The following is a 23576-nucleotide window of genomic DNA, read 5'->3' as shown; positions in this document are numbered from 1 at the left end:
TCAAGTAATTAGTATCAAGTATCAAGACATTGCAAACGCTTTAGTCTTTGGTCTTTAAGCTTTCAGCTTAATTATTCGTATTTCAACGCATCAATTGTATTGGCTTTTGCCGCTCTATAACTTCTTAATGTAACTGTTATAATTGTTATCGACATTGAGATTAGCATTGCAAAAACAAAAGGCCAAATGCTTAAATCAATTCGATATTCGAATCCTGCCAACCAGTTTTTAACGAAAATATAAGCTACAGGCCAAGCCACCATGTTTGCTATTAAAACCATCCATAAAAACGAACTGTTTAGCATTTTGATTAATTCTATGTTTGATGCACCTAAAACCTTGCGAATAGCAATTTCTTTGGTACGTTGGGTTGCTACAAAGGAAATCAACCCAAATAGGCCAATAAACGAGATAAAAATTACCACAGTGGCAAAAACCTTGAAAAGCGTTCCCGTAATTTGCTCAGTTTCATAAAAGCCTTTTAAGTTTTCATCGAAGAAATTATTTTCGTAAACATAGTCTGGAAAAACGGTGTTGAAAGTGCTTTCAACTTGTTTCATTGTATTACCCATATCTGTTGCTTCTAATTTTATAGCCACACTTGAATATCTAGTTTTTCTAGAGAATATGGCAATAGGCGCTATTTTTTCGTGAAGGGAATAATTGTTAAAGTCTTTAACCACCCCTACGATGGGGCCAGTACCGCCCCAAAGTTTCATGATCTTACCAATAACTTCCTGAGGGTTTTTGATATTTAATTTCTTTACAAGTGTTTCGTTCACCACAAACTCCTTAATGGTATCACTTTTTGATATTGGTCTCCCAGCTATGAATTGCAACCCAAAAGTTTTAAAATAAGACTCATCTGCAGTTTTAACATTAGCTTGAAAATCTGCACTTTTAGAACTATTATAGGTAAAACTAGTTTCGTTATTATTATCAGAAGATGGAGCTGCGGAGCAAAAACTAATACTTTTTACGCCTTTAATACTGGCTAATCTTTCTTTAAATCCATCAAACTTTTGTTGACTTAAGCTATCTTGAGGTAAGCTTAGCAATGATATGGCCTGTGTATCAAAGCCAAGTGATTTATTGCGAATGAAACTCATTTGCTTAATCACTACTAAAGTTCCAATAATTAAGATTGCTGTAATTGCAAATTGCACAACCACTAAAGTTTTACGCAAACCGACTCCTCCAGCGTTTGCTGCAACCTTATTTTTTATGGCTAAGGCTGGGCTAAAACCCGACATGATTAAGGCTGGATATAATCCTGCCAAAAAACTGACCACTACCAATAAGCCTAATAAAAACACAAAAATAATCGGGTGACCAAAAAGACTAAAAGTAACATCACCACCAAACAGGTTTTCCATTTTTGGCAAAGTTAATTCTGATATAACACATGCTAACAACAAAGCTATAAGTGTTATCAATGCTGTTTCACTTAAAAATTGCGTAATCAATTGTTTGCGTCTGCTTCCCATTACTTTACGGACACCAACTTCTTTGCTTCTGCTAATGGCTTGTGCAGTTGCCAAATTAATAAAATTGATGCAAGCCGTTAAAAGCAAGAACAAACCAATAATTAACAAACCAATAAGTTGTTTGTAAGGCATATACTTATTGGCAAAATTCCCATAATCATCATTATGATGTACAGCTTTTAATGGCTGAAAAATGTGACTAATTTTACCTGGAGCATCTTTATCATTCTCGTATTTATTTAAAAATTGTTGTAATGGTTTATCTAAATCGCTAAGCAAAACACCCTTTTTTAATAAAACATAGCACTCCCAACTGCTAGAAACAGAGCCCCATTCTTTACTATTCTTTGTACTAAAGCTGGCGTGACTAAAAACAATTTCTAATGGGAAACTGCTATTTTGAGGATTGTCTTTTATTATACCGGTTACCTTAAAATCTTTTTTATTATCGAAATTTAAAGTATTGCCCATTGCCTTGCGCCAATCGCCGAAATAAGTATTTGCTGCTTTTTCTGATAGCACTACAGTATTTGGCGCTGCTAAAGATTGGTTTGGATTACCCGCTAACCAATTATAATCGAATATTTCGAAAAATGATGGCTCTGCATAAAATACTTGTTCTGATTTTTTTACTTCGGCTTTGCCTGCCAATGGTTTTACTTTAATAATACCACCACTTTGCACAATGGCTGCAACTTTTTCAAATTGCGAAAAATCACTCCTAACCGCGGCTGGTAAAGGTAGAGGCACGCCTTGAGAGAAAAACTCGTTTCCATCTTGATATTTCCATGAAGAAACTATGCGATAAATTCTATCGCCATCGTTATAGCCTTTATCAAAGCTTGTTTCGTATCTCACAAAAATGAAGATGAGAATGCAGCTGGCCAAGCCTATGGATAGACCGAAAACATTTATGGCAGTATATCCTTTGTATTTCCAAAGGTTACGCAATGCGATTTTTAGATTTAGTTTAAACATGTTAGATATGAATATTGTAATATTAGATTTTGAGACATAATTTAAAAATTATTCAATGAGAGTTATGCCAATTTTATACCAAGGAATTAAAACTAAACAAACAACTATCAATCAAGTATTTAATAATTTTATCCTATAAAAAATGTTCATTTTCGAACAATAGCTGTACGCTTGTGAACGGTGTTTAAGGTTGAGGGTTTTGAGGTAGAAGACGGAAGGTTCTTGGCGCTTTAACCCTAACCCTTTTTACCTTATACCTTTTACCTTATACCTTTTACCTTTATTCGTATTTCAATGCATCTACTGGATTTGCTTTTACAGCATTTCTAGCTTGTATACTTACTGTTATAATGGTTAATGATATGGTGATGATTGCGCTAAACACAAAAGGTAAAACAGGCATTTCGATTCTATAGGCAAAAGTTTCTAGCCATTTTTGGGTTAAAATGTAAGCTAGTGGCCAACTGATTAGATTGGCAATCATCACCATTACAAAAAATGAAATGTTAATTAACTTAAAGATTTGTAAATCGTTTGCGCCCAAAATTTTTCGCACTGCGATTTCTTTTATTCTAATAGACGTGATGTATTTTGCAAAGGCAAATAGGCCCAACATTGCGATTAAAATGGTAAGTATCGCTGCTGCAAAAAATACCGATTGTAATTGCTCTTGTTTTTTGAAAAGTTTGCCATAAAGTTCATCTAAAAACTCATATCTAAAATCTTCTCCGTCTTGAGGATTAATTTTTGGCCATTGAGATTTTAATGCAGCCAGAGCCTCTGCCATCCGGTTTTGCTCAATTTTAACCATAATTTGTGTTTTATAATCTCCATGAGGATCATTGATGGTGTAAATGGTGGGTTGAACTTCATTTTCAAAACCTTGCGATTTAAAATCCTTAATTACACCAACTATTTTATATGGAACGCCACTGCCTGTAATGGTTTGCCCAATAGGATTTTTCAGTCCATATTTTGCTGCTGCAGTTTCATTAATTACAGCAGAATTTACCGTATCGGCTTTAAATTTATTAGAAAAGAAGCGACCTTCCTTTAATTTGACATTAAGAGTCTCGAAGTAATCAAATTCGACATTTACAAAATCAATATTGGTCTTTATGCCATTTGCCGAATAACTATTTATCCCATTTGTGCCCCCTGGTATATAGGTTGCCACGGTTGCTAATTGAATACCTGGAATTTTCAACATTTTCTCTCTAAGTGGTTCAAAATTTACTGATCCCATTTTCGCAGGGATATTGAAAAGTGTTAGATTTTTAATATAAACTACTTGACTTGCCTTAAAACCTAGATCTTGGCTTTGCATATACTTTAATTGCGAATTTATAGTAACTAAGCTAATGATAAAGACTACAGCCATACTAAATTGAAAAACTAGTAATCCATTACGCAGCCAATAACTCTGTTTACTTGTAGAAAAATTTCCTTTTAAAACCAATGCCGGTTTAAAGCCTGATAAAACAACCGCAGGATAAATGCCAGCAATCAGTGTAATTATGCATAAAATAAGTGGCAACTGCCAGAACAATTTGTTTTCCAAATCCCAAATAGCCAATTGGACTTGAAATAGGTTATTGAAACTCGGCAAGACTAATTCTGCTAAAATTAAAGCCAAAATAATAGCTGCAAAACTTTGTATAAAAATCTCTACCAGAAACTGTGTGGTTAATTGCAAACGGAAAGCGCCCATTACCTTTTTAACACCTACTTCTTTAGCACGTTTAGTAGCTTGTGCAATACTTAGATTAGTAAAATTAATACAGGCTATTACCAAGATTAACACCCCTAATACTGAAAGTGCAATTAGTATTTTATAGGGCGTATCGTTACCTGCTTTTGGTCTTAAATGCAAATTAGATAATGGATCTAAAAATGCCGAAATGCCTTTAACCTCATCAATTTTTTTACTTTTTAGTAATTCAGCTTTGTATAGGTTAGCAATACTTTGCTCCAAACTCACTACATCAGTTCTAGGTTTCAGCTGTAAACAAATGGTATAATCGTTCATGTCATAATTATCTCCATTACCTAGTTCATTGGCTATGGAAACACCATCGAAAACAAAGTTAGAGTGCAAATTGGATTTTATCGAACCAGCTATTGTTCCAGTTATTCCCGAATTACTAGCTCCAAACCCAACCATTTCAGGTTTATCATCTTTTTTACTTGGAAAAAGTGTTTTTATGCTTTCATTACTTAAATAAGTAAGTCGCTCTACATCGCCATTCGGTTTTACTAAACCACCGTTTGGTTGTATGTTGAGTATTTTTGCAGCACTATAATCAACAGCTAGAATTTTTCTAGTGAAAAGAGTATTTTTTCCATTTTTAATTGTCAACTCAAAAGAACTTTCTTTTATAAGACCAACAGCCTCAACTTCAGGAAAATTTTGTTTGATAACTTTTGCAAGTGGAGCAGCTACGTAATTGGTTTTAAATTCTGGATAACTTATTCCAACTAAATAAATCTGATCATAATTCGGATTTTTCTTATCAAAACTTGTTTCGTAATTGGCATATAGCGTAACTAATATAAATGCTGCCAATGCAACAGCCAACCCACCGACATTAATAGCAGTTATCCCTTTGTTTTTCCAAAGATTTCGCAATGCGATTTTTAAGTTGAGTTTAAACATTTTATTAAGGGTTGAAGGTTATGAGGTGCAAGGTGGAAGGTCATTGGCGCTTTAACCTTGCGCCTTTTTACCCTCTACCTTCAAACTCTATTCGTATTTCAAGGCATCTATAGGGTTTGCCTTTGCAACTTTTATTGATTGTATGCTTACGGTTAGCACAGCTATTAAAACTGAGATAACGATAGCCAATGCAAAAGGTAGAAATGAAATGGACACACGATAATCAAAAGTAGAAAGCCATTTATTAATGACAACATAAGCCAATGGAAAAGCAATTACATTTGCTATAGCGACCAATTTTATAAAATCTTTATTTAGCAACGTAAGTATGTTTCCAGTACTGGCTCCCAAAACTTTACGAATACTGATTTCCTTTTTACGTTGCTCTGCCATAAATAAGGCTAAGCCTAATAAACCTAGGCAAGAAATAAAGATGGCAAAACCACCGAACCAATTAGAAAGTGTCCCTAATAACTTTTCATCCTGAAACTTCACTTCAAAAGATTCGTTTACAAATTTTCTATTGACAGGGTAATTAGATTCTATTTCCTTAACCAATTCGTCTATTTTCTCTAATGATGAACTGATATTTTGATTAGGATTTAAACGTGCTAGGATAACTGTAGCATTATTATCGGTATCTAAATAAAAAATCATTGGCGCTACTTTTTGATAGGCATTTTCTACCACAAAATCTTTTACTACCCCAATATTGGTAAGCTTAGTACCCCAGAAGGTAATCACAGCGCCCAACGGTTTTTTTAATCCCATCATTTTCACGGCTGCCTCATTAAGCATCACGTTGTTTGTATCATTTTTAAATTTTGGAGAAAATTCCCTACCGCTGATTAGCTTAGTACCAATGGTTTCTATAAAATCATAATTTATTGCTCTATGGTTAAATGAGATAACTTCATTTGGATTTTTTCCTTCCCACTCAATATTAGTTGTATTATTTCCACCTTCGGTAACATCTGAACTAAAGGAAGAAACATTGGTTACAGCGCCAGATTTTAAAAGTTGTTCTTTAAGCAAATCACGTTTACTACCTTCATGTAGTTTACCTTCTACTGATATTTGAACCAGGTTTGATTGATCATAGCCAATTGGCTTATTTTTAACGTAATTAAGTTGTTGATAAATTACTGCCGTACAAACAATTAAACACGCAGCGAAAACAAATTGACCTACTACTAATACTTTCCTTACCGAAACGGATGAATCTGTTTTAATTTTAAAACCTTTTAACACTTTAATCGGCTCAAAAGAAGACAAATATAATGCTGGATAACTTCCTGCAATAAAACCAGTAAAAGTCATCAAAGATAAAAGTGCCACCCAAAAACCAATATTTTTGTAATCAATTATCAACTTAATACTTAATAAATTGTTAAAATATGGCAGGCTAACTTCGACTAGAATAAATGCTAAAGCCGTAGAAATAAAAGTTAAAAGAACAGATTCTAGCAAAAATTGACTGATTAATGATTTACGACTAGAACCGATAGCCTTGCGTACACCAACTTCTTTTGCTCTGCCATCAGAACGTGCGGTTGATAGATTCATAAAGTTTACGCAAGCGATTAACAATATACAAAAAGCTAGCAGTAGGAATATTTTAAGCTGGTCAATCTTTCCCCCTATAGATTTACCATTTTCAAAATCAGCGTATAAATGCCATTTGGTTAGCGGGTGTAATAAAGCAACTGCTAGATTATCCTTTTGATTGCGTTTGTAAATCCCATTCATTGAAGAATTTGCAGCTTCAAAGAACTTATTATCCTTTAACTGAACAAGAGTTAAACACATATTATTACCCCAATTACTCTCTTTAACCCAATATTCTCGTTTTACAAACAATGCCCAAGGCATGATACATTCAAAATTTATGCTGCTATTAGCTGGAGCATCCTCAATAACTGCTTCAACTTTTAAAACATCTTGATTTTCAAGTTTTACTGTTTTATTAATAGGGTCTTCGTTACCAAATAATTTTTGTGCAAAAGATTTGGTAAGGATAATTGTATTTACGTCTTTTAAAACTTGAGCTGGATTACCTTTAATAAATTTATAATCTAGTATTTTGAGAAAGTTTGGATCTGTAAAGACAACTTTACTGCTTATTCTTTTATCACCAACAGTAATTAGATTTGGCCTCGGATAAGTAGAATGTGATGCATATTTTACACCAGGAATTTTTTCTTGTACTTCGGCAGCCATTACATTAGGTGTCCAAGCCCAGCTAAAAGTTTTTCCATTTGCAACAACATTTTGGTAAACCACATAGGTTTTATCACTATTAGCAAATTGTTTATCATAGCCCCACTCGTAAGCAACATAGATAAGCAATACCATACAACTAGCTAATCCAATAGCTAAGCCACCAATATTTATAAGCGAGAAGCCTTTGTTTTTCCAAAGGTTTCGCAATGCGATTTTTAAGTTTAATTTAAACATTTGTTAGTATTGAGTAGTGAGTATCAAGTATGAAGACATTGCACAAAGCTTTAGTCTTTGGTCTTTAAGCTTTCAGCTTGAATTATTCGTATTTCAATGCATCCACAGGATTAGCCTTTGCCGATTTATAGGCTTGAAAACTGACCGTTATCAAAGCCATCATTAAAGTTCCTAATCCTGCAATTGGTATAATCCACCATGTTATTTCGGTATGGAATTCAAATTTTGTTAGCCATTTATCCATCAAATAATAACTTAATGGAACAGCGATGATGATAGAAACTATAATCATTTTCACAAAAGAAAGCGACAACAACTGCATAAGGTTAAATAATGAAGCTCCTAACACTTTTCGTACGCCAAATTCTTTAGTTCTTTGCTCTGCACTGTAAGCAACCAAACCATATAAGCCAAGGCAAGACACAAAAATTGCCAGTCCACCGAAAAGATTCGATAAAATACCTAGCGTTTTTTCTGAATTATATTTCTCTAAATAAATTGAGTTTAAGAACTTAATATCGGTTGGATATGCAGGATTTACTTGTTTTGTGATTTCGGTAATTGTAGCAATGTTTTGCGCTATTGAGTTTGCCTCATTTAAGCGCATGGTAATTGTTCCCGTTCTATTTGGGTCAAAAAATACAATCACAGGGTTATTTGATTGATAAGGCGAATCCCATACATAATCGTCAAAAACACCAACAATAGTATATTTATCATCAAATATGGTAACAGTTTTACCAATGGGATTTGCATAACCGAATACTTTTAGCGCTGCAACACTAATTAATACGCCAGCAGAATCTGAAGCAAAATTCTTAGAAAAATCTCTTCCTTCTTTTAATTTAATTCCGTTTGTTTTAATGAAATCGTAAGTAGTTGCTACTTGATTAAACAGTTGTGTATTTACAGGCTTGGTCATTCCCTCCCACTTCACATCCATAAAATTTTGTCCGCGATGAGATAAACCTACGGAAGATTGAGAAACAGCCGTTACAGCTCCAGATTTAAGCAGTTGAGATTTAACAACTTCGAACTTTGTTTTTAACTCGCCATCTTGCGGAACTTCTACAAGTGCATTAACGTCAACTCCCATTGGCCTATTTTTTATAAATTGTATTTGACGGTAAATCACCATCGTCGAAATAATCAATACAATTGCAAAACAAAACTGCCCCACAACAAGCACTTGTCTTAAGTTGATGGCTAAAATTCCACCAGATTTCATCCTCTTTTTTAAAGTTTGGATAGGATTAAATGCCGACAGGTAAAAAGCAGGGTAACTTCCAGCAATTAAACCAGTTAAGAATACTATTCCTAAAATCCACATCCAGCTTGATGCGCTAAAATATCCTATGCTTAATTTAATGTTTAAGAGATTATTAAAGGTTGGCAAGAAAATCTCTAGCAGAGCAATTGCAACAATTACAGCAATAAAAGTTAACACCATTGATTCAGTTAAAAACTGCATAATCAATGACCCCCTATTGGCACCAATTGTCTTTTTTATCCCTACTTCTTTTGCCCTTTTCTCTGATTTTGCAGTAGCCATATTCATAAAATTGATACATGCAATCATCAAAATACCAAATGCCAATGCTACAAATAGATAGATTTGCTCAATATCACCGCCAATATTTACACCATTTTGAAACTTCCCATATAAATGAAGCTTGCTGAGTGGGTAAAGGATATAAGGCTGATTTGCTTGCTCTAAATGTGCTTTTACTACTTTATCTATTTTTTGATTGACCTTAGTTATATCTGCATTTGGGTCTAATAACACTATAGTAACAAAACTAAAATTTCCCCAATTCAAATCCTTTGCACTACCATCAACCATTTCATAAAAAGCCCAGGGCATTAGATAATCAAATTTTAGGGTCGCAGAAGTGTTATCAGGCAAGTCTTTAATTACTGCAGAAACAGTCAAATCTTCTGTATCTTGATATTTAACAACCCTATTTAACACTTGTGTAGAGCCAAATAATACCTTGGCAGTGCTTTCTGTAAGAATTATCGACTTAGGATTTTGCATTGCAGTTGCTGCATTACCAACTATATATTGGTAATCAAACAATTTCAGTATTTCTGGTTCAGCAAATTTTCCGAGTTTTTTAAAGCTATTCTCCCCAACTGCAATCAATGCCTTTTTGAGGTAGTTCATTCTTGCTAAATGTTTAATTTCTGGAATTTCTTCCTTTAACAATGGCCCAAGCGCCGTTGTAGAGCCTTCAAAAGTGTTTGAAATTTTGCCGTTATCGCCAGGTATATTGGTCATTACCGTATATAAATTCTCGGCATTTTTACCTTGCTTATCAAAATTCCACTCGTAGGTAACATATAACAGCAACATTAAGCAAGCAGCAAGACCAATAGCCAAACCAATTACATTAATGAAAGAAGAAGTTTTATTCTTCCACAAGTTGCGCAAAGCGATTTTTAAGTTGAGTTTAAACATTTGTGAGTATCAAAATAGGTTAATGGTCAATAGTTCATGGTCAATAGCTATGGACTATTAACCATTAGCTATCAACTAGATTAGTTCTTCCGTTCTACCTTTATTAATCTTTTCAGAGATAACATGACCATCTTTAAGGTTAATGATTCTGTTACTGAAACTTGCATCATGGCTTGAGTGAGTTACCATTACGATAGTAGTTCCCGTTTCATTTAGCTCACAAAGCAATTCCATTACTTCATTACCGTGTGTACTATCTAAATTTCCAGTAGGCTCATCGGCTAAAACCAATTTTGGTTTGGTAACCAAAGCTCTTGCAACGGCAACACGTTGCTGCTGACCTCCAGAAAGTTGTTGAGGAAAGTGACCTGAACGATTGACAATATTCATTCTACCGATAATTTCATTCACCAGTTTTTTACGCTCGCCAGCAGGAACTTTATTGTAAATTAATGGCAATTCAATGTTTTCAAAAACTGTTAATTCATCAATTAAATTGAAATTTTGAAACACAAAACCCATATTTCTTTTCCTGAAATTTGAACGTTCTCTATCGTTCAAGGTTAATAGTTCTGTTTCAATGAATTTATAACTACCACTTTCAGGTTTGTCTAAAAGTCCCATTACGTTTAACAAAGTTGATTTTCCGCAACCAGAAGGCCCCATAATGGAAACAAACTCTCCTTCTTTTACATGAAGATTAATTCCGTTTAAGGCAGTCGTTTCAATTTCTTCAGTTTTGTAAACTTTTTCCAGATTTTCAATTTTAATCATAATAATTGTTGTAAGGTTTTAATGTTGTAAAGTTGAAATGTTCTTTGATTCTCAAATCTCACATCTCAATACTCATATCTTAAAGGTTGGTGCTCCAGTCAACGCACCTGACTAGGAGCTTAACCAACCTAAATTTTCTTATTTATTTATCTCTATTATATCATACTGGTTAAACTGGTCGTAAGACGATGTAATAACTTCTTCGTCTTTCTGCAAACCTTCCAATACTTCATAGTACAAGTAGTTTTTGCGACCAATTTTTACGCTTCTTTTAGTTGCTTTCCCATTATTCACAACAAAAACCCAACTTCCACCTGTGCTTTGGAAAAACTGTCCTTGTGCCAATAAAAGCGATTTGCTATTATCAGACAATGTCAATTTCACTTGTAAAGACAAGCCTCTTCTCAACTCGTCAGGAGATTTTCCTTCAAAAACCATTTCTACTTGAAATTGCCCAGCTGTAACTTCTGGAATAACTTTGCTTACTCTTAATGAATAAGTTTTTCCATTAAATTCACATTGCGCAGTTTGCCCTTCTTTAACACGGTTGATATAGTATTCATCAACTCCTGCTTGCAATTTGTAACCTTGCATCACATCAATTTTACCCAACATTTCATTAGCACTGTAAGATTTTCCAATCACTGGGTCATAAGATGATAAACGACCAGAAACAGGTGCTTTAATCGTCATGTTCTCAATGTTCTGTCTAATGGTTTGCAAACTTTCGTTCATTCTAGAAATAGAAAGCTCAATCTGTTGTAATTGCATTACACGGCTTTGGTTTTCTTGACGAACTGCTTGTTTCAGTAATGCTTTTCTACCTTGGTAATATTCATAATCCTGACTAGAAACATTAAATTCTTGTTGTGTAATTACCTTTTTAGAAAACAAAGTGCTATCAATTTTATATTTGCGGGTAGCAGTCCTTAAACTGTTTTCAATATCCATCATATCTTGGCTCATTACCCTTTGATTTTGTTCCAAGTCTAATCTCAATTTCCTTAATTGGTTAATTTGTTCTGTTATACTTGTTTCGCTTGCTGTATAGCTCGATAACGCATTCGGATTAGCAATTCTTAAAAGTGGAGTTCCAGCAACAACCGATGCTCCATTTTCTGTAAAAATTTGTGCAACGGTACCACCTTCAGACGAACTTACAATTACAGATGTTAGTGGCACTACACTTGCATTTAGTAAAACTACATCTTCAAAATCACCATATTGAACTTTACTAACTGTAATTTTATCAGCCTCTGCTTTATAAGTTTTATTTAATGATAAACTGTAACCATAAGCAACTAATGCGATAAAAATTGCAGCACCGACAATAATTAATATCGTTTTTTTATTAAATCTCTTTTTCTGTATTACTTTGTCCATTTGGGTTTATTCTGTTAATGCTATGCCATTTGCCAAGTTTATGCCAATAGAAAATAAAATTTTAAACTACTGTAAATCAATTGATTAAATTTTATATTCAAAAATATATGTTCGATATCGAACACTAGCTGTACATCATCGAACAGTCCTAGTACTTTTGTCATTCCGAGGCACGAGGAATCTCATTGCAAATCTACATCAAGAGATTCTTCGCGATGCTCTGAATGACAAACACAAAAGAAAATGATAGACGCAAACATTCTTGTAATTGATGACGATGACGATATTCTATTAAGCGCTCGTCTTTTCTTAAAACAACATTTTAATCAAGTGTTGACTTGTAAATCTCCAAGGGAGATTAATGTGCTATTAAGTAAAAATGAAGTTGATATCATTTTACTGGACATGAATTATCAAAAAGGTGCAAGTGATGGTCGCGAGGGATTATATTGGTTAGAGCATATCCTTTCTATAGATAAAGACTATGTAGTGATTTTAATGACTGCCTTTGGAAACGTAGAATTAGCCGTTCAGGCCATAAAAAAAGGAGCTACAGATTTCATTCTTAAACCTTGGGAAAATGAAAAGTTATTTGCTACACTTTCCGCAGGTGCAAAACTCCGACAATCGAATAAAAAGGTAAAAAAATTAGAGAAAATAAACACCTCAATACAAGGTGATATGGCTCGTAAACTAGAGCATATTGTTGGTGATGATGATAGTGTACAACATCTTCAAAAAACATTAATAAAAGTTGCCCCTACTGATGCCAATGTTTTAATTTTAGGTGAAAACGGAACAGGAAAACAGGTTTTTGCTTACGAATTACATAAAAATTCCTTAAGAAGGAAACAAATTTTTATGCATGTAGATTTGGGCTCTCTAAACGAAAATCTATTTGAAAGTGAGCTTTTTGGTTATGCAAAAGGTGCGTTTACTGATGCTAGAGAAGACAAACCTGGTCGGTTTGAAATGGCTGATGGCGGCACTATATTCCTTGATGAAATTGGGAATCTTTCCCTTCCACTACAAGCAAAATTATTGAGCGTTTTGCAGAACAGAACCGTTACTCGCTTAGGGGAAAGTAAGGAAAGAAAAATTGATGTTCGTTTAATTAGCGCTACCAATATGCCATTAAATGAAATGGTAGCTAAAGGAACTTTTAGACAAGATTTACTTTTCAGAATTAATACAGTTGAATTAATCCTTCCACCACTCCGACAAAGAGGAAATGACATTATACTTTTAGCTTATCACTTTTTGCAAAGTTTTAGCAACAAGTACCATAAAAACATAAAAAACATCAATACAAAGGCAGAGCAAACACTCTTAAATTACAGTTGGCCTGGAAATATCAGAGAATTACAGCACGTTTTAGAAAGAGCTGTAATTATGACAGATGGTTTAGAAATCAGCGAAAATGATTTACAGTTGTCACCACAAAAATTTGGCAACCAAGCAGTTTTACAAACCGATATGCCTTTAGATGAAATGGAAAAAATGATGGTTAATAAAGCCATAGAGAAACACAAGGGAAATATTTCTAGAGCCGCAGCCGAATTAGGCTTAACAAGAGCAGCACTTTATAGAAGAATTGAGAAGTTTGGTCTTTAAAAGCCCCACCCCAGCCCTCCCCAAAGGAGAGGGAGCAACAAAGCGCTTTAAAACAAAATTGGCTTTGGACTTTCAGCTATAGTCTTTCAGCTTAATCTTTTACCTTTAGTATTTTAGCTTACAAAAATGTTTCACCAAAGATTTACTTTCCGCTTAATCGTTCGCCTGTTGTTCATCAACATCATGGCGCTGCTGCTGTTTTATTTGGTTAGGAACACACAATTATGGTTTACAATCACTGGGGTTAGTTTGATATTATTGGGTAGTATAATTTCCCTTTATTACTACATCAATGAAATCAGAGAAGACATTAAACGTTTCATTTTAGCGGTTAAAACCAGAGACCACACTTTAAATTTTAAGAACAAAGCTACCAGAGGGAGTTTCCCAGAATTGTATGAATCGTTTAATGAAATCATACAGATTCACAAGGACATACAACTAGAACAAGACTCTATTTTCCAATTAATAAAAACCATTTTAGAGCAAGTTCCAGTTGGCGTAATTGTAGTTAAGAAGCAAAAATCAACCCAAGAAAAATCGGAAATTTCTTTCTTTAATCAGGCAGCAAGCAATTTATTAAATGTTCCAGCGTATAGCTATTGGCATAGATTTGAGCAGCATTTACCTATTTTCACTAAAGAAATTGAACAGATAGATGCTGGCGGAAAACGTTTCATCGAGCTTAAAATTCAAGATAAATTTATCCAACTTTCTATCGAAGTTATTCCGCTGAATCTCTATGGTGCAGATTATAACATCATCTCTTTTCAAAACATTAAAGATGAAATTGAGCAAAAGGAAACCGAAGCTTGGAACCGTTTAATAGGTGTTATTTCTCACGAGATTTTAAATTCTATCACGCCAATCAGTTCTTTATCTGATACGGTAAACCAAATGATTACCAATAAAGAAAGTTTAAATGCCGAAGACCTTGAAGATTTAAAACCTGCTTTACAAACCATAAAACGAAGGTCGGAAGGCTTGCTAGACTTCGTAAAAGATTACCGCTTAATTGCCGAATTACCTACCCCAAATGCAGAACAACATAGCATTGGTGAAGTTTTACAACACGTAAAAGTGTTAATGCAGCCAATGGTTAGTGCCAAACACATTAAGTTGCAAGTTTTGCAAACGGCTTCAAAAATCTCGCTTCAAATAGATTTAAAGCTTATCGAACAGGCACTAATTAACCTCATTACCAACAGTTTGTATGCTTTAGAAGATACGGAACAGCCCGTAATTGAAGTTACCTACCGACTAGCGCATAACAAAGTTTATATCGAAGTAAGCGATAACGGAAAAGGTATAGAGGCGGCAAATATTGAGAAGATTTTTGTGCCATTTTATACCACTCGTAAAAATGGTTCGGGCATTGGCCTAACCATTACACGCAACATCATGAAAATGCACCGAGGTAGTTTAGAAGTTGATTCTGTGCCCAACCAACGAACAACTTTTTCATTGGTATTTAACTACGCTTAATCTACATTTTGTCATTCAGAGCGCAGCGAAGAATCTATTTTGAAAGTGAATGTTCAGTAATTCTTGGCAACATCAGCCCTGCTCTTCGTTACAACCAATTGAAAAAATTGGTTTTCACTACTATCAGGCTTATTTAACGAAGTTTGTGCAAAAACTGCAATCGCTTTACCTTCATTTCTCAAAAAATCCTTCATTTAATAGGTAATTTGAAGGTTTAAAATTATTTCAAAATAAATACGACTAAATTAGTAGTCTTTATTTTATTTTTCTATATTTGTCTTGTTCATACACATTTATATTTGGTTTGCGAAAAGCGGCTACCTGGATGGGTAGCCCTTTTCATTTAAAATTAACTCTGTTTTAAGAAAATCTCATAAAAAGCAAAAGCCATCTAAAAAGATGGCTTATAGCTGTCAACAAAACAAAAAAGTACATACCCAAAACGATATATGCACCTGTGGCTAGGTAATGGATTCGAACCATTATAAAAGGTTTATGAAACCCCTACCTTCCTTTAGGTTAACCTGCCATATACTTCAAACTAATCTCAGAAATAAATAATTTTGCAATAAACTCATCTCTTCCTTTATTTCGTTTAGCTCTTTTTCTTCAACCAAAGTTTCTTGCACCTTATCTATAGGGTTAGTATAAAAAGGGTATTCATCAATACTTGGAAATTCTAAATAAATTGACATAAAATAAAATTAGAGTTGTCATTAATTGATGCTCAAATATAGCATAAAAATAAAAGACTACAAAATTAGTAGTCTTTTATTTTTATTATTTTTTATCTAGAAGAAACTAGGTAAAGCAAGAGCACTTAAAGTTTAGTATTTGAAAGTTGACGGTCAGTAATAGATTGCATCATTAGCCCTGCTTTACGTTACAACCAATAGAAAAAATTGGTTTTCACTGCAATCAGGCTTAATTAACAAAGCTGGTACAACAATTAATTCCCAGAGCCAAAATATCCCTTACTGAAAGATTTAACAAATTCATCTAATAAAAAATTATAAAGTAAGTAAACAACTACTATTAATAAAATTCCAATCAATAAAAACCTATATTTTCTTTTCATTTATTCTTAAAATCCATTTACCATTTTACCTCTTACATTTTACATCTAAGCTAGCTATTCAAATACTTACTCTTTTTAAACTCAATTCCTTTTCGAATTAAAATTGCATGGTAAAAGCTGGGAATATCATGTGTCCATTTAGGCAAGAATAAGATGATAAGAATTACATCCAATTGAGAAATCAACCCTAAGACAATACAAGTTTTCATCATCCATCCGCCATAGGCGAAACCTAATAAACAGGTAAATGTTGCGAGTAAAGTAAGTCCCCACATTTTTGAAACAAAAGCGTGGGTGCAAGTTTCCTTACCAAATTTGATTAAGCTAACCATGTAACACATTGCTTCCATTGTCACAACTGCAATTACCCCAATCCAATTTTCTTTAATCAATGCTGGATAAATCAAATAACAGCTAAATGCAATGCTTAACCAGAATATTAAATCCGTTTGACTATCCAATCGCCTCATTTTCTCTGTATCAATTTTCATTTTTCTGGCAATAATGCCATCTAAAATATCAGAAAACAAACCCAAAAACATTAGGGTAAGTACAATGTAAGCTGCATCTTCCCTCATTAAAAAAGAAAGAATAATAATAGTTGGTGCTAGTAAAAACCGGAATAGAATTAACAAATAGGGAATGCTCATAACGATGGGATTATTGAATGATTTTCAAGATAACGAAAAAGCCTTTACTTTTCAGTAAAGGCTTTTCAATTTTGTAAGACTACTTCTTCCCTCTTACATTTTACATTTATATCACGGTTCCATTTGGTATGGTAACCCCTTTTTTAACCACTACAATTCCATCTTTAACTACATATAATCCATAATCTCCTTCCGCCAGATGCGAACCACCATTAATGCGGACATCGTTACCAATTCTGCAGTTTTTATCTACAATTGCATTGTTAATGTAACATCTATCGCCTATACCCAACAATGGGTGACCAGCTTGAGTTTCTTCTTGAATGTCTTTTAAAGTTTGGTAATGGTCGCTTCCCATAATATAAGAGTTGGCGATTGTAGTGCCTCTTCCAATTCTTGAACGAATACCCAAAACAGCTCTTTCTACCCTACTTGCTTGAATAATACAACCTTCGGCAATGATAGTTCTTTCTAAGGTTGTACCAGATATTTTAGATGGAGGTAACATCCTTGCCCTAGTGAAAATAGTATGGGCACTATCAAACATGTTAAACAAAGGCAGCTCATCCGTTAAGCCTAAATTAGCTTCAAAGAATGATGAAATATTACCAATATCTGTCCAGTAACCTTCATATTGATAGCTTAAAACATGGTTATTTAATAAAGCTCTTGGAATAATTTCCTTTCCGAAATCTTTTTCATCAGGGTTTTCATTTAACATTTTAATCAGCAAATCCCTATTAAAAATATAAATACCCATAGAAGCTAGGTAATTTCTACCAGCACCTTTCATCTCATCACTCGTTTCAGAAGTCCAATCTGGCAATAAATCTGACTTCGGTTTTTCTATAAATGAAGTAATGAAACTTTCCTCATCGGTTTTCAAAATACCAAAATCAGTTGCATCTTTTGCGTTTACAGGAATAGTAGCAATAGAAATTTCTGCTCCTTTATCTACGTGAGCTTTCAGCATTGCTTTAAAATCCATTTGGTACAATTGGTCTCCAGAAAGAATCAAAATGTAATCAAACTCGTGATTGGTAATGTGATGCATACATTGCCTAACCGCATCTGCAGTTCCTTGAAACCAAGTTGGGTTATCTGGCGTTTGCTCTGCCGCTAAAATATCAACAAATGCTTTAGAAAAGTGACTAAAGTGATAAGTGTTTTTAATATGCTTATTTAGCGAAGCCGAATTAAATTGTGTTAAAACGAACATACGGTGGATGCCGGAGTTCATACAATTTGAGATAGGAATATCAACCAGACGGTATTTACCACCTATTGGTACTGCGGGTTTAGAGCGGGTTTGAGTTAGCGGAGATAATCTAGATCCTTGGCCGCCGCCAAGAATTACACCCAATACGTTTTCGGTCATATATATTTAGTTTTACATTTGGTATAAATCAATGTACTGTTGTGCCGCTCTATCCCAAGAGTGATCCAAAGTCATTATAAACTTACGAATTTCTTTCACCTTTTTTTGGTCTAGGTACAAGTCATAAGCTCTGCCTATGGCGTGTCCAACATCCCAGATACTAGTTTGGTCATGGCAAATTCCAAAACCTCCTTCACCTATATCAGTCACCGTATCTTTCAATCCGCCAATGCGCCTTACAATTGGAATTGTTCCATAACGTAAAGCGTACATTTGGTTTAAGCCACAAGGTTCTACCCTTGATGGCATTAACAGAAAATCTGCTCCTGCATAAATTTGATGTGACAATGCCTCATTATAACCAATATAAGCATTGTACTTACCAGGATGATAATGAGTTATTTCATTTAATCTATCTTCAACAGCTGGATCTCCAGAACCTAATACTAAAATATTAATTTCTCCATCACTTTGTTGTAATGCATTCCAAAAAATATCAGGTAATAAGTCAGCGCCTTTTTCTCCTACCAGTCTGCCAATAAATGTATATAAAGGTTTAGTTTTATCTAGGTTGAAAACATCACAAAGAGCGTCTTTGTTTGCTTTTTTTCCACTTTCTACAGTTCTATTTGCAAAAGCTTTAGTAAGCATTGGATCTTTCTGCGGGTTCCAAACTTCATTATCAATCCCGTTCAAAATCCCGAATGATTTTCCTCGCTCTTGAGCTAGCAAACTTTCTAGGCCATTTGCTTTGTAACTGATTTCATCTAAGTAACTTGGTGAAACTGTTGTTACTCTCCAAGCACATTTAATGGCAGATGCTAATGGATTAATTGAATTACCCCAATCTAATTTACTCGAATTACGTAAATCATAAGCTGGTAGATAATGTAATTTATCCCAACCAAACTGACCTTGATATTGTGCGTTATGAATGGTTAAAACAGTCGGAATGTAACTTAAATGGCGATAATCATTACAATTACCAATCATAAAAGGAATTAACCCAGTATGATGGTCATGGCAATGAATTACATTTGGTTTGTGTTCCCATTGAGCAATCCAATCTAAACTGGCAATTTGAAAAGCTATGAAACGCTCTACATCATCATCATAACCATAGACTTTTTCACGGTCTAATAAACCTGCAATGTGAACCAAGAATAAGTCAAAGCCTAATTTATTTGTTCTTTCTCTAAATATCCTAACTGGATGATTATTATAACCTAATCTTACCCAGCCATCATACACTACCTCAAACTCGTTTTGATGCAAAAACTTTGTATCATAAGCTGGCATAACCACTTTTGCAACGTGACCTAATTTATTTTGATACTTGGGCAGCGCACCTACTACATCGCCCAAGCCGCCAACTTTTGCAACTGGATAACATTCTGCACTGAAGTGTATTATTTCCATATGATACCTTTGAAAAACTTACTTAAATTAGGCATTAGATTGACTAATGCAAACATTTAATAAAAAAATAATTTCAATGGTTTAGTTGTCACTGGAAATTTATTGTTTTTAGAAAAATTATTTCCATAAAAGAAAAGGTTGAATATTGCTACCCAACCTTTTGCTCCAAAACAAAAAAATAAAATATGGTACTAATATTCTTCTTGCGCCATAATTGAATAGAACTCTTTTATCGCATTAAATTGAGGATGCAACGATACAACATTTCCAAATACTAGCAATGCTGGTGAGCTTAATTTCTTTTCTTCTATTAATTCTTCAATGGTATCAACAATACCAACTACTACGTTTTCTTCTTTAGATGAGCCATTCTCGATTACTGCAACTGGTAAATTAGCCTTACCCTCGGTTTTAAATATGTTTGCAATTTCCTTGATTTTTTCGATACCCATTAATACCACAATGGTAGCATTAGATTTAGCTGCCACATATAAATCTGGCGAAATTTCTCCTTGTGAGTTTGTACCAGTAACTACCCAAAAGCTTTCACTTAAGTTACCATAAACCATAGGGATTTTCTGTAAACCTGGTACGCCTAAAGCGCTAGATACACCAGGAACAATTTCTGTTGGAATGCTATAAGATTCTGCCACATCAATTTCTTCGAAACCACGAGCAAACACAAATGGGTCGCCGCTTTTTAGACGAACAACATGACCATAGTTTAAAGCGTAGTCAATCATTAATTTATTAACTAAATCTTGAGAGAATGATTCATCACCTGAACGTTTACCTACATAAACCTTAATTGCATTTTCTGGTGCGTGATTTAATAAAGCCTCATTTACCAAAGCATCATAAAGTACCACATCTGCTGTTTGCAAAGCTTTAACGCCTTTTAAAGTTAACAAATCTGGATCGCCAGGACCTGCACCTACTAATGTAATTTTTGGTTCTACTTGAGTTTTTTCTATCTTATTTAAAATCATCGCTCAGGGTATTAAGTATATCAACAAAACAAATTTATATAAAATCTATAGAAATAGTAGAATTTATTTTAAAATAAATTAAAAAGGCTGTCTTGAGTAGGATTGAGGGGGATTTAATGATGATAGGATTACAACGATCTTATCAAATTGCGTCATACCCACTCGTTCCGATAGCTATCGGAAGGGTATCGTAATGCGAAAGGAAGGCTAGCTAAATAATGAAATGCATTAGAATGCCTGTTTTCATAAGAGTGATGGAAGCTACTGATGTTTCTTGCACAGTTTTAGGTTTTCTAAACCCGATTGCAGTGAGCACGAAGCCGAGGAACGAGAGCGTAGTAAAACGAAAAGCGGGACTACCGTAACCGATGCCCCGCTGAAATTGCTTTTCTAACCCCTAAATCCCCTAAAGGGGACTTTGATTTTATGCTATTCTACCGAAGCCCTAAACATCAATGCCCCAACTGTTAAGTTGGTACGACTATCAATTAAAATGGCTGAACCGTTTGCCCTGTTATCTCCATATAAATCGAAAGCCAAAGCATCTGCTGTTTTAACGATTACACGACCAATATCGTTTAATTTAAACTCTTCAGCAGCGTGTCTTTCTAATGTATTGATATCTACTTTGTACAAAATCTCATTGATTTTACATTTAGTAGTTTTGCTGTTATGCTGAATTAAATACATGATTGATGGGTCTAACGCTCTTCCGTCCATCCAACATAAATCCGCTTCTATAAGTTTAGATTCTATTGGCAAGGCCGAAGAATTAACCAAAGTATCGCCACGACTGATATCGATGTTATCTTTTAAATGTATGGTAACTGATTGACCAGCCAAAGCTTGCTCTAATTCATTTTCGAAGAATTCGATTTTACTAATGGTAGAACTTGTTCCGGCAGGCAAAACAGTAACCATATCATTTACTTTAAAAGTACCACTCAACACCCTTCCTGCATAACCTCTGTAATCGTGAAGCTCATCTGTTTGAGGTCTGATTACCCATTGCACAGGCATACGAGCTTGCGTGGTTTTGTCTTGCAAATCTGTATCAACTTTCTCTAAGAAGTGCAACAAGCTTTCGCCTTCGTACCAATCCATGTGTGCTGATGGTTGTACGATGTTATCGCCTTTCAGTGCGCTAACAGGAATATAAGTTACGTCTTTTAAACCTAGGTTTTGTGCTAGCGTTTTATACTTTTCTTTAATGGCAGTAAAAACAGTTTCGCTATAATCCATCATGTCCATTTTGTTAACGGCAACCACAATGTGTTTGATGCCCAACAAGGAAACCAAGTAAGAATGGCGAATGGTTTGCTCCACCACACCATTCCTAGCATCAATTAAAATGATGGCTAAATTTGCTGTAGAGGCACCTGTAACCATGTTTCGGGTATATTGAATGTGGCCTGGAGTATCGGCTATAATAAATTTTCTCTTCTCGGTTTGAAAGTATTTATAGGCCACATCAATAGTAATTCCTTGTTCGCGTTCGGCTCTTAAACCATCTGTTAAAATGGCTAAGTCTATTGTTCCATCGTCGTTTTTTCTGTTAGAGCTTTGCAAAGCTTCTAACTGGTCTGCTAAAATAGAATCGGTATCATATAACAAGCGACCAATGAGGGTACTTTTACCATCATCTACACTACCCGCTGTGAAAAATTTTAATATGTTCATTTTGTTTTAGTATTGCGATATGAGTATTGCGTATTGAGACTTGTTCATCAACTCATATCTAATTAAAAAGCTTTGCCATATTGTCGCTATACGCAATACGCTTTACTCAATTCTATTAAAAGTATCCCCCTTTTTTTCTGTCTTCCATTGCTGCTTCAGAAACCTTATCGTCCATACGAGCGCCACGTTCTGAGATTTTCGAATCGCTTATTTCTTGAATAATGTCATCAATTAAATCAGCATCAGATTCTACAGCAGCTGTACAAGACATATCTCCTACCGTACGGAAACGAACTTTTTTGCTTTCTACAACATCTTCACTATCCATATTTAAAAATGGAGAGGCTGCCATTAATTGTCCGTTTCTGGTAATACAATCACGTTGATGCGCAAAATAAATACTTGGCAAAGCGATATTTTCCCTACGAATGTAATTCCAAACATCAAGCTCGGTCCAGTTACTTATTGGAAACACCCTTACGTTTTCGCCTTTATGGATTTTACCATTGTAAATATTCCATAATTCTGGGCGTTGGCGTTTTGGGTCCCACTGACCAAACTCATCTCTAACTGAGAAAATACGCTCTTTAGCCCGAGCTTTTTCTTCATCTCTTCTGGCACCGCCGATACAAGCATCAAACTTATGTTCTAAAATGGTATCTAAAAGTGTAACCGTTTGCAAGGCATTACGGCTTGCATTTTTACCTGTTTGTTCAATTACCTTACCTTCGTCAATAGATTTTTGAACCGAACCAATAATTAGTTTTTCGCCAATTCTCGCCACCATTTCATCACGGTATTGGATGGTTTCTTCAAAATTATGTCCAGTATCTATGTGCACCAAGGGGAAGGGAAATTTGCCTGGTCTAAATGCTTTCTCAGCTAACCGCACCAATGTTATCGAATCCTTTCCTCCAGAAAACAGCAAAGCTGGTTTCTCAAATTGCCCTGCCACTTCACGTAAAATGTGAATAGCCTCGGCCTCTAATTCGTCTAAATAATCAAAATTGTATTCGCTCATTATTTCTAGTATTGAGATGTGCGTATTGAGTATTGAGATAGGTTTCATTACCAAGCACTCTCGTAA

General features: G+C 34.6%; 16 protein-coding genes and 1 tRNA gene. 2 read left to right on the top strand and 15 right to left on the bottom strand.

All coding sequences use genetic code 11. From position 1 onward, the window contains the following. Positions 1–71: 71 nt before the first annotated feature. The 6 genes from R2Q59_RS02395 to R2Q59_RS02370 all read right to left on the bottom strand — a co-directional run bounded on the left by R2Q59_RS02395 (position 72) and on the right by R2Q59_RS02370 (position 12196). Entirely contained in the window at positions 72–2465 is a 2394-nt protein-coding gene (locus R2Q59_RS02395) for an ABC transporter permease (RefSeq protein ID WP_316783378.1), read from the bottom strand. 280 nt (positions 2466–2745) lie between these two features. Next, complete coding sequence (locus tag R2Q59_RS02390) at positions 2746–5121, bottom strand: ABC transporter permease (protein ID WP_316783376.1); 2376 nt, start codon at positions 5119–5121, stop codon at positions 2746–2748. 87 nt (positions 5122–5208) lie between these two features. Further along, positions 5209–7578 carry an ABC transporter permease gene (locus tag R2Q59_RS02385; RefSeq protein WP_316783375.1) on the bottom strand — a complete coding sequence of 790 codons (2370 nt, stop codon included), beginning with the start codon at positions 7576–7578 and terminating at the stop codon, positions 5209–5211. 82 nt (positions 7579–7660) lie between these two features. Further along, positions 7661–10039 (bottom strand): ABC transporter permease, encoded by a 2379-nt coding sequence (locus R2Q59_RS02380; protein ID WP_316783373.1) that lies wholly within the window; start codon positions 10037–10039, stop codon positions 7661–7663. Between the two features lie 75 nt (positions 10040–10114). After that, positions 10115–10813 carry an ABC transporter ATP-binding protein gene (locus tag R2Q59_RS02375; RefSeq protein WP_131552954.1) on the bottom strand — a complete coding sequence of 233 codons (699 nt, stop codon included), beginning with the start codon at positions 10811–10813 and terminating at the stop codon, positions 10115–10117. Between the two features lie 138 nt (positions 10814–10951). Further along, on the bottom strand, positions 10952–12196 hold the full coding sequence (locus R2Q59_RS02370; RefSeq protein ID WP_316765409.1) for an efflux RND transporter periplasmic adaptor subunit: 1245 nt from the start codon (positions 12194–12196) through the stop codon (positions 10952–10954). A 243-nt stretch (positions 12197–12439) separates the two neighbouring features. Here R2Q59_RS02370 and R2Q59_RS02365 point away from each other — a divergent pair, with 243 nt between their 5' ends. Further along, entirely contained in the window at positions 12440–13810 is a 1371-nt protein-coding gene (locus R2Q59_RS02365) for a sigma-54 dependent transcriptional regulator (protein ID WP_316765408.1), read from the top strand. Positions 13811–13936: 126 nt separating this feature from the next. Beyond that, positions 13937–15295, top strand: coding sequence for a HAMP domain-containing sensor histidine kinase (locus R2Q59_RS02360; protein WP_316783372.1), 1359 nt, complete (start codon positions 13937–13939; stop codon positions 15293–15295). Between the two features lie 53 nt (positions 15296–15348). Here R2Q59_RS02360 and R2Q59_RS02355 read toward each other — a convergent pair whose 3' ends face one another. From R2Q59_RS02355 to cysD, 9 genes are all read right to left on the bottom strand, one after another. Further along, complete coding sequence (locus tag R2Q59_RS02355) at positions 15349–15489, bottom strand: hypothetical protein (protein WP_316783370.1); 141 nt, start codon at positions 15487–15489, stop codon at positions 15349–15351. 264 nt (positions 15490–15753) lie between these two features. After that, a tRNA-Met gene (locus R2Q59_RS02350) sits at positions 15754–15824 on the bottom strand. A 7-nt stretch (positions 15825–15831) separates the two neighbouring features. Continuing rightward, positions 15832–15990: a hypothetical protein gene (locus R2Q59_RS02345; RefSeq protein WP_316765405.1), complete on the bottom strand. Its 159-nt coding sequence runs from the start codon at positions 15988–15990 to the stop codon at positions 15832–15834. Positions 15991–16423: 433 nt separating this feature from the next. After that, entirely contained in the window at positions 16424–17023 is a 600-nt protein-coding gene (locus tag R2Q59_RS02340; RefSeq protein ID WP_316783368.1) for a CDP-alcohol phosphatidyltransferase family protein, read from the bottom strand. Between the two features lie 106 nt (positions 17024–17129). Then, a complete protein-coding gene (locus R2Q59_RS02335; protein WP_316783366.1) occupies positions 17130–18401 on the bottom strand; it encodes a glucose-1-phosphate adenylyltransferase in 1272 nt (423 codons plus the stop codon). A 12-nt stretch (positions 18402–18413) separates the two neighbouring features. Further along, positions 18414–19820: a glycogen synthase gene (locus tag R2Q59_RS02330; RefSeq protein WP_316783364.1), complete on the bottom strand. Its 1407-nt coding sequence runs from the start codon at positions 19818–19820 to the stop codon at positions 18414–18416. A gap of 191 nt (positions 19821–20011) precedes the next feature. Beyond that, positions 20012–20809: a uroporphyrinogen-III C-methyltransferase gene (gene cobA, locus R2Q59_RS02325; protein WP_316765401.1), complete on the bottom strand. Its 798-nt coding sequence runs from the start codon at positions 20807–20809 to the stop codon at positions 20012–20014. Between the two features lie 429 nt (positions 20810–21238). Next, entirely contained in the window at positions 21239–22489 is a 1251-nt protein-coding gene (locus R2Q59_RS02320) for a sulfate adenylyltransferase subunit 1 (RefSeq protein WP_316783362.1), read from the bottom strand. A gap of 115 nt (positions 22490–22604) precedes the next feature. Then, positions 22605–23510: a sulfate adenylyltransferase subunit CysD gene (gene cysD, locus R2Q59_RS02315; RefSeq protein ID WP_316783360.1), complete on the bottom strand. Its 906-nt coding sequence runs from the start codon at positions 23508–23510 to the stop codon at positions 22605–22607. Positions 23511–23576: the final 66 nt, after the last annotated feature.

Source organism: Pedobacter frigiditerrae, from assembly GCF_032678705.1.
Lineage (GTDB): Bacteria > Bacteroidota > Bacteroidia > Sphingobacteriales > Sphingobacteriaceae > Pedobacter > Pedobacter frigiditerrae_A.
The sequence above is the reverse complement of the archived record's forward strand: the minus strand, read 5'-3'. Positions and strand labels throughout refer to the sequence as shown.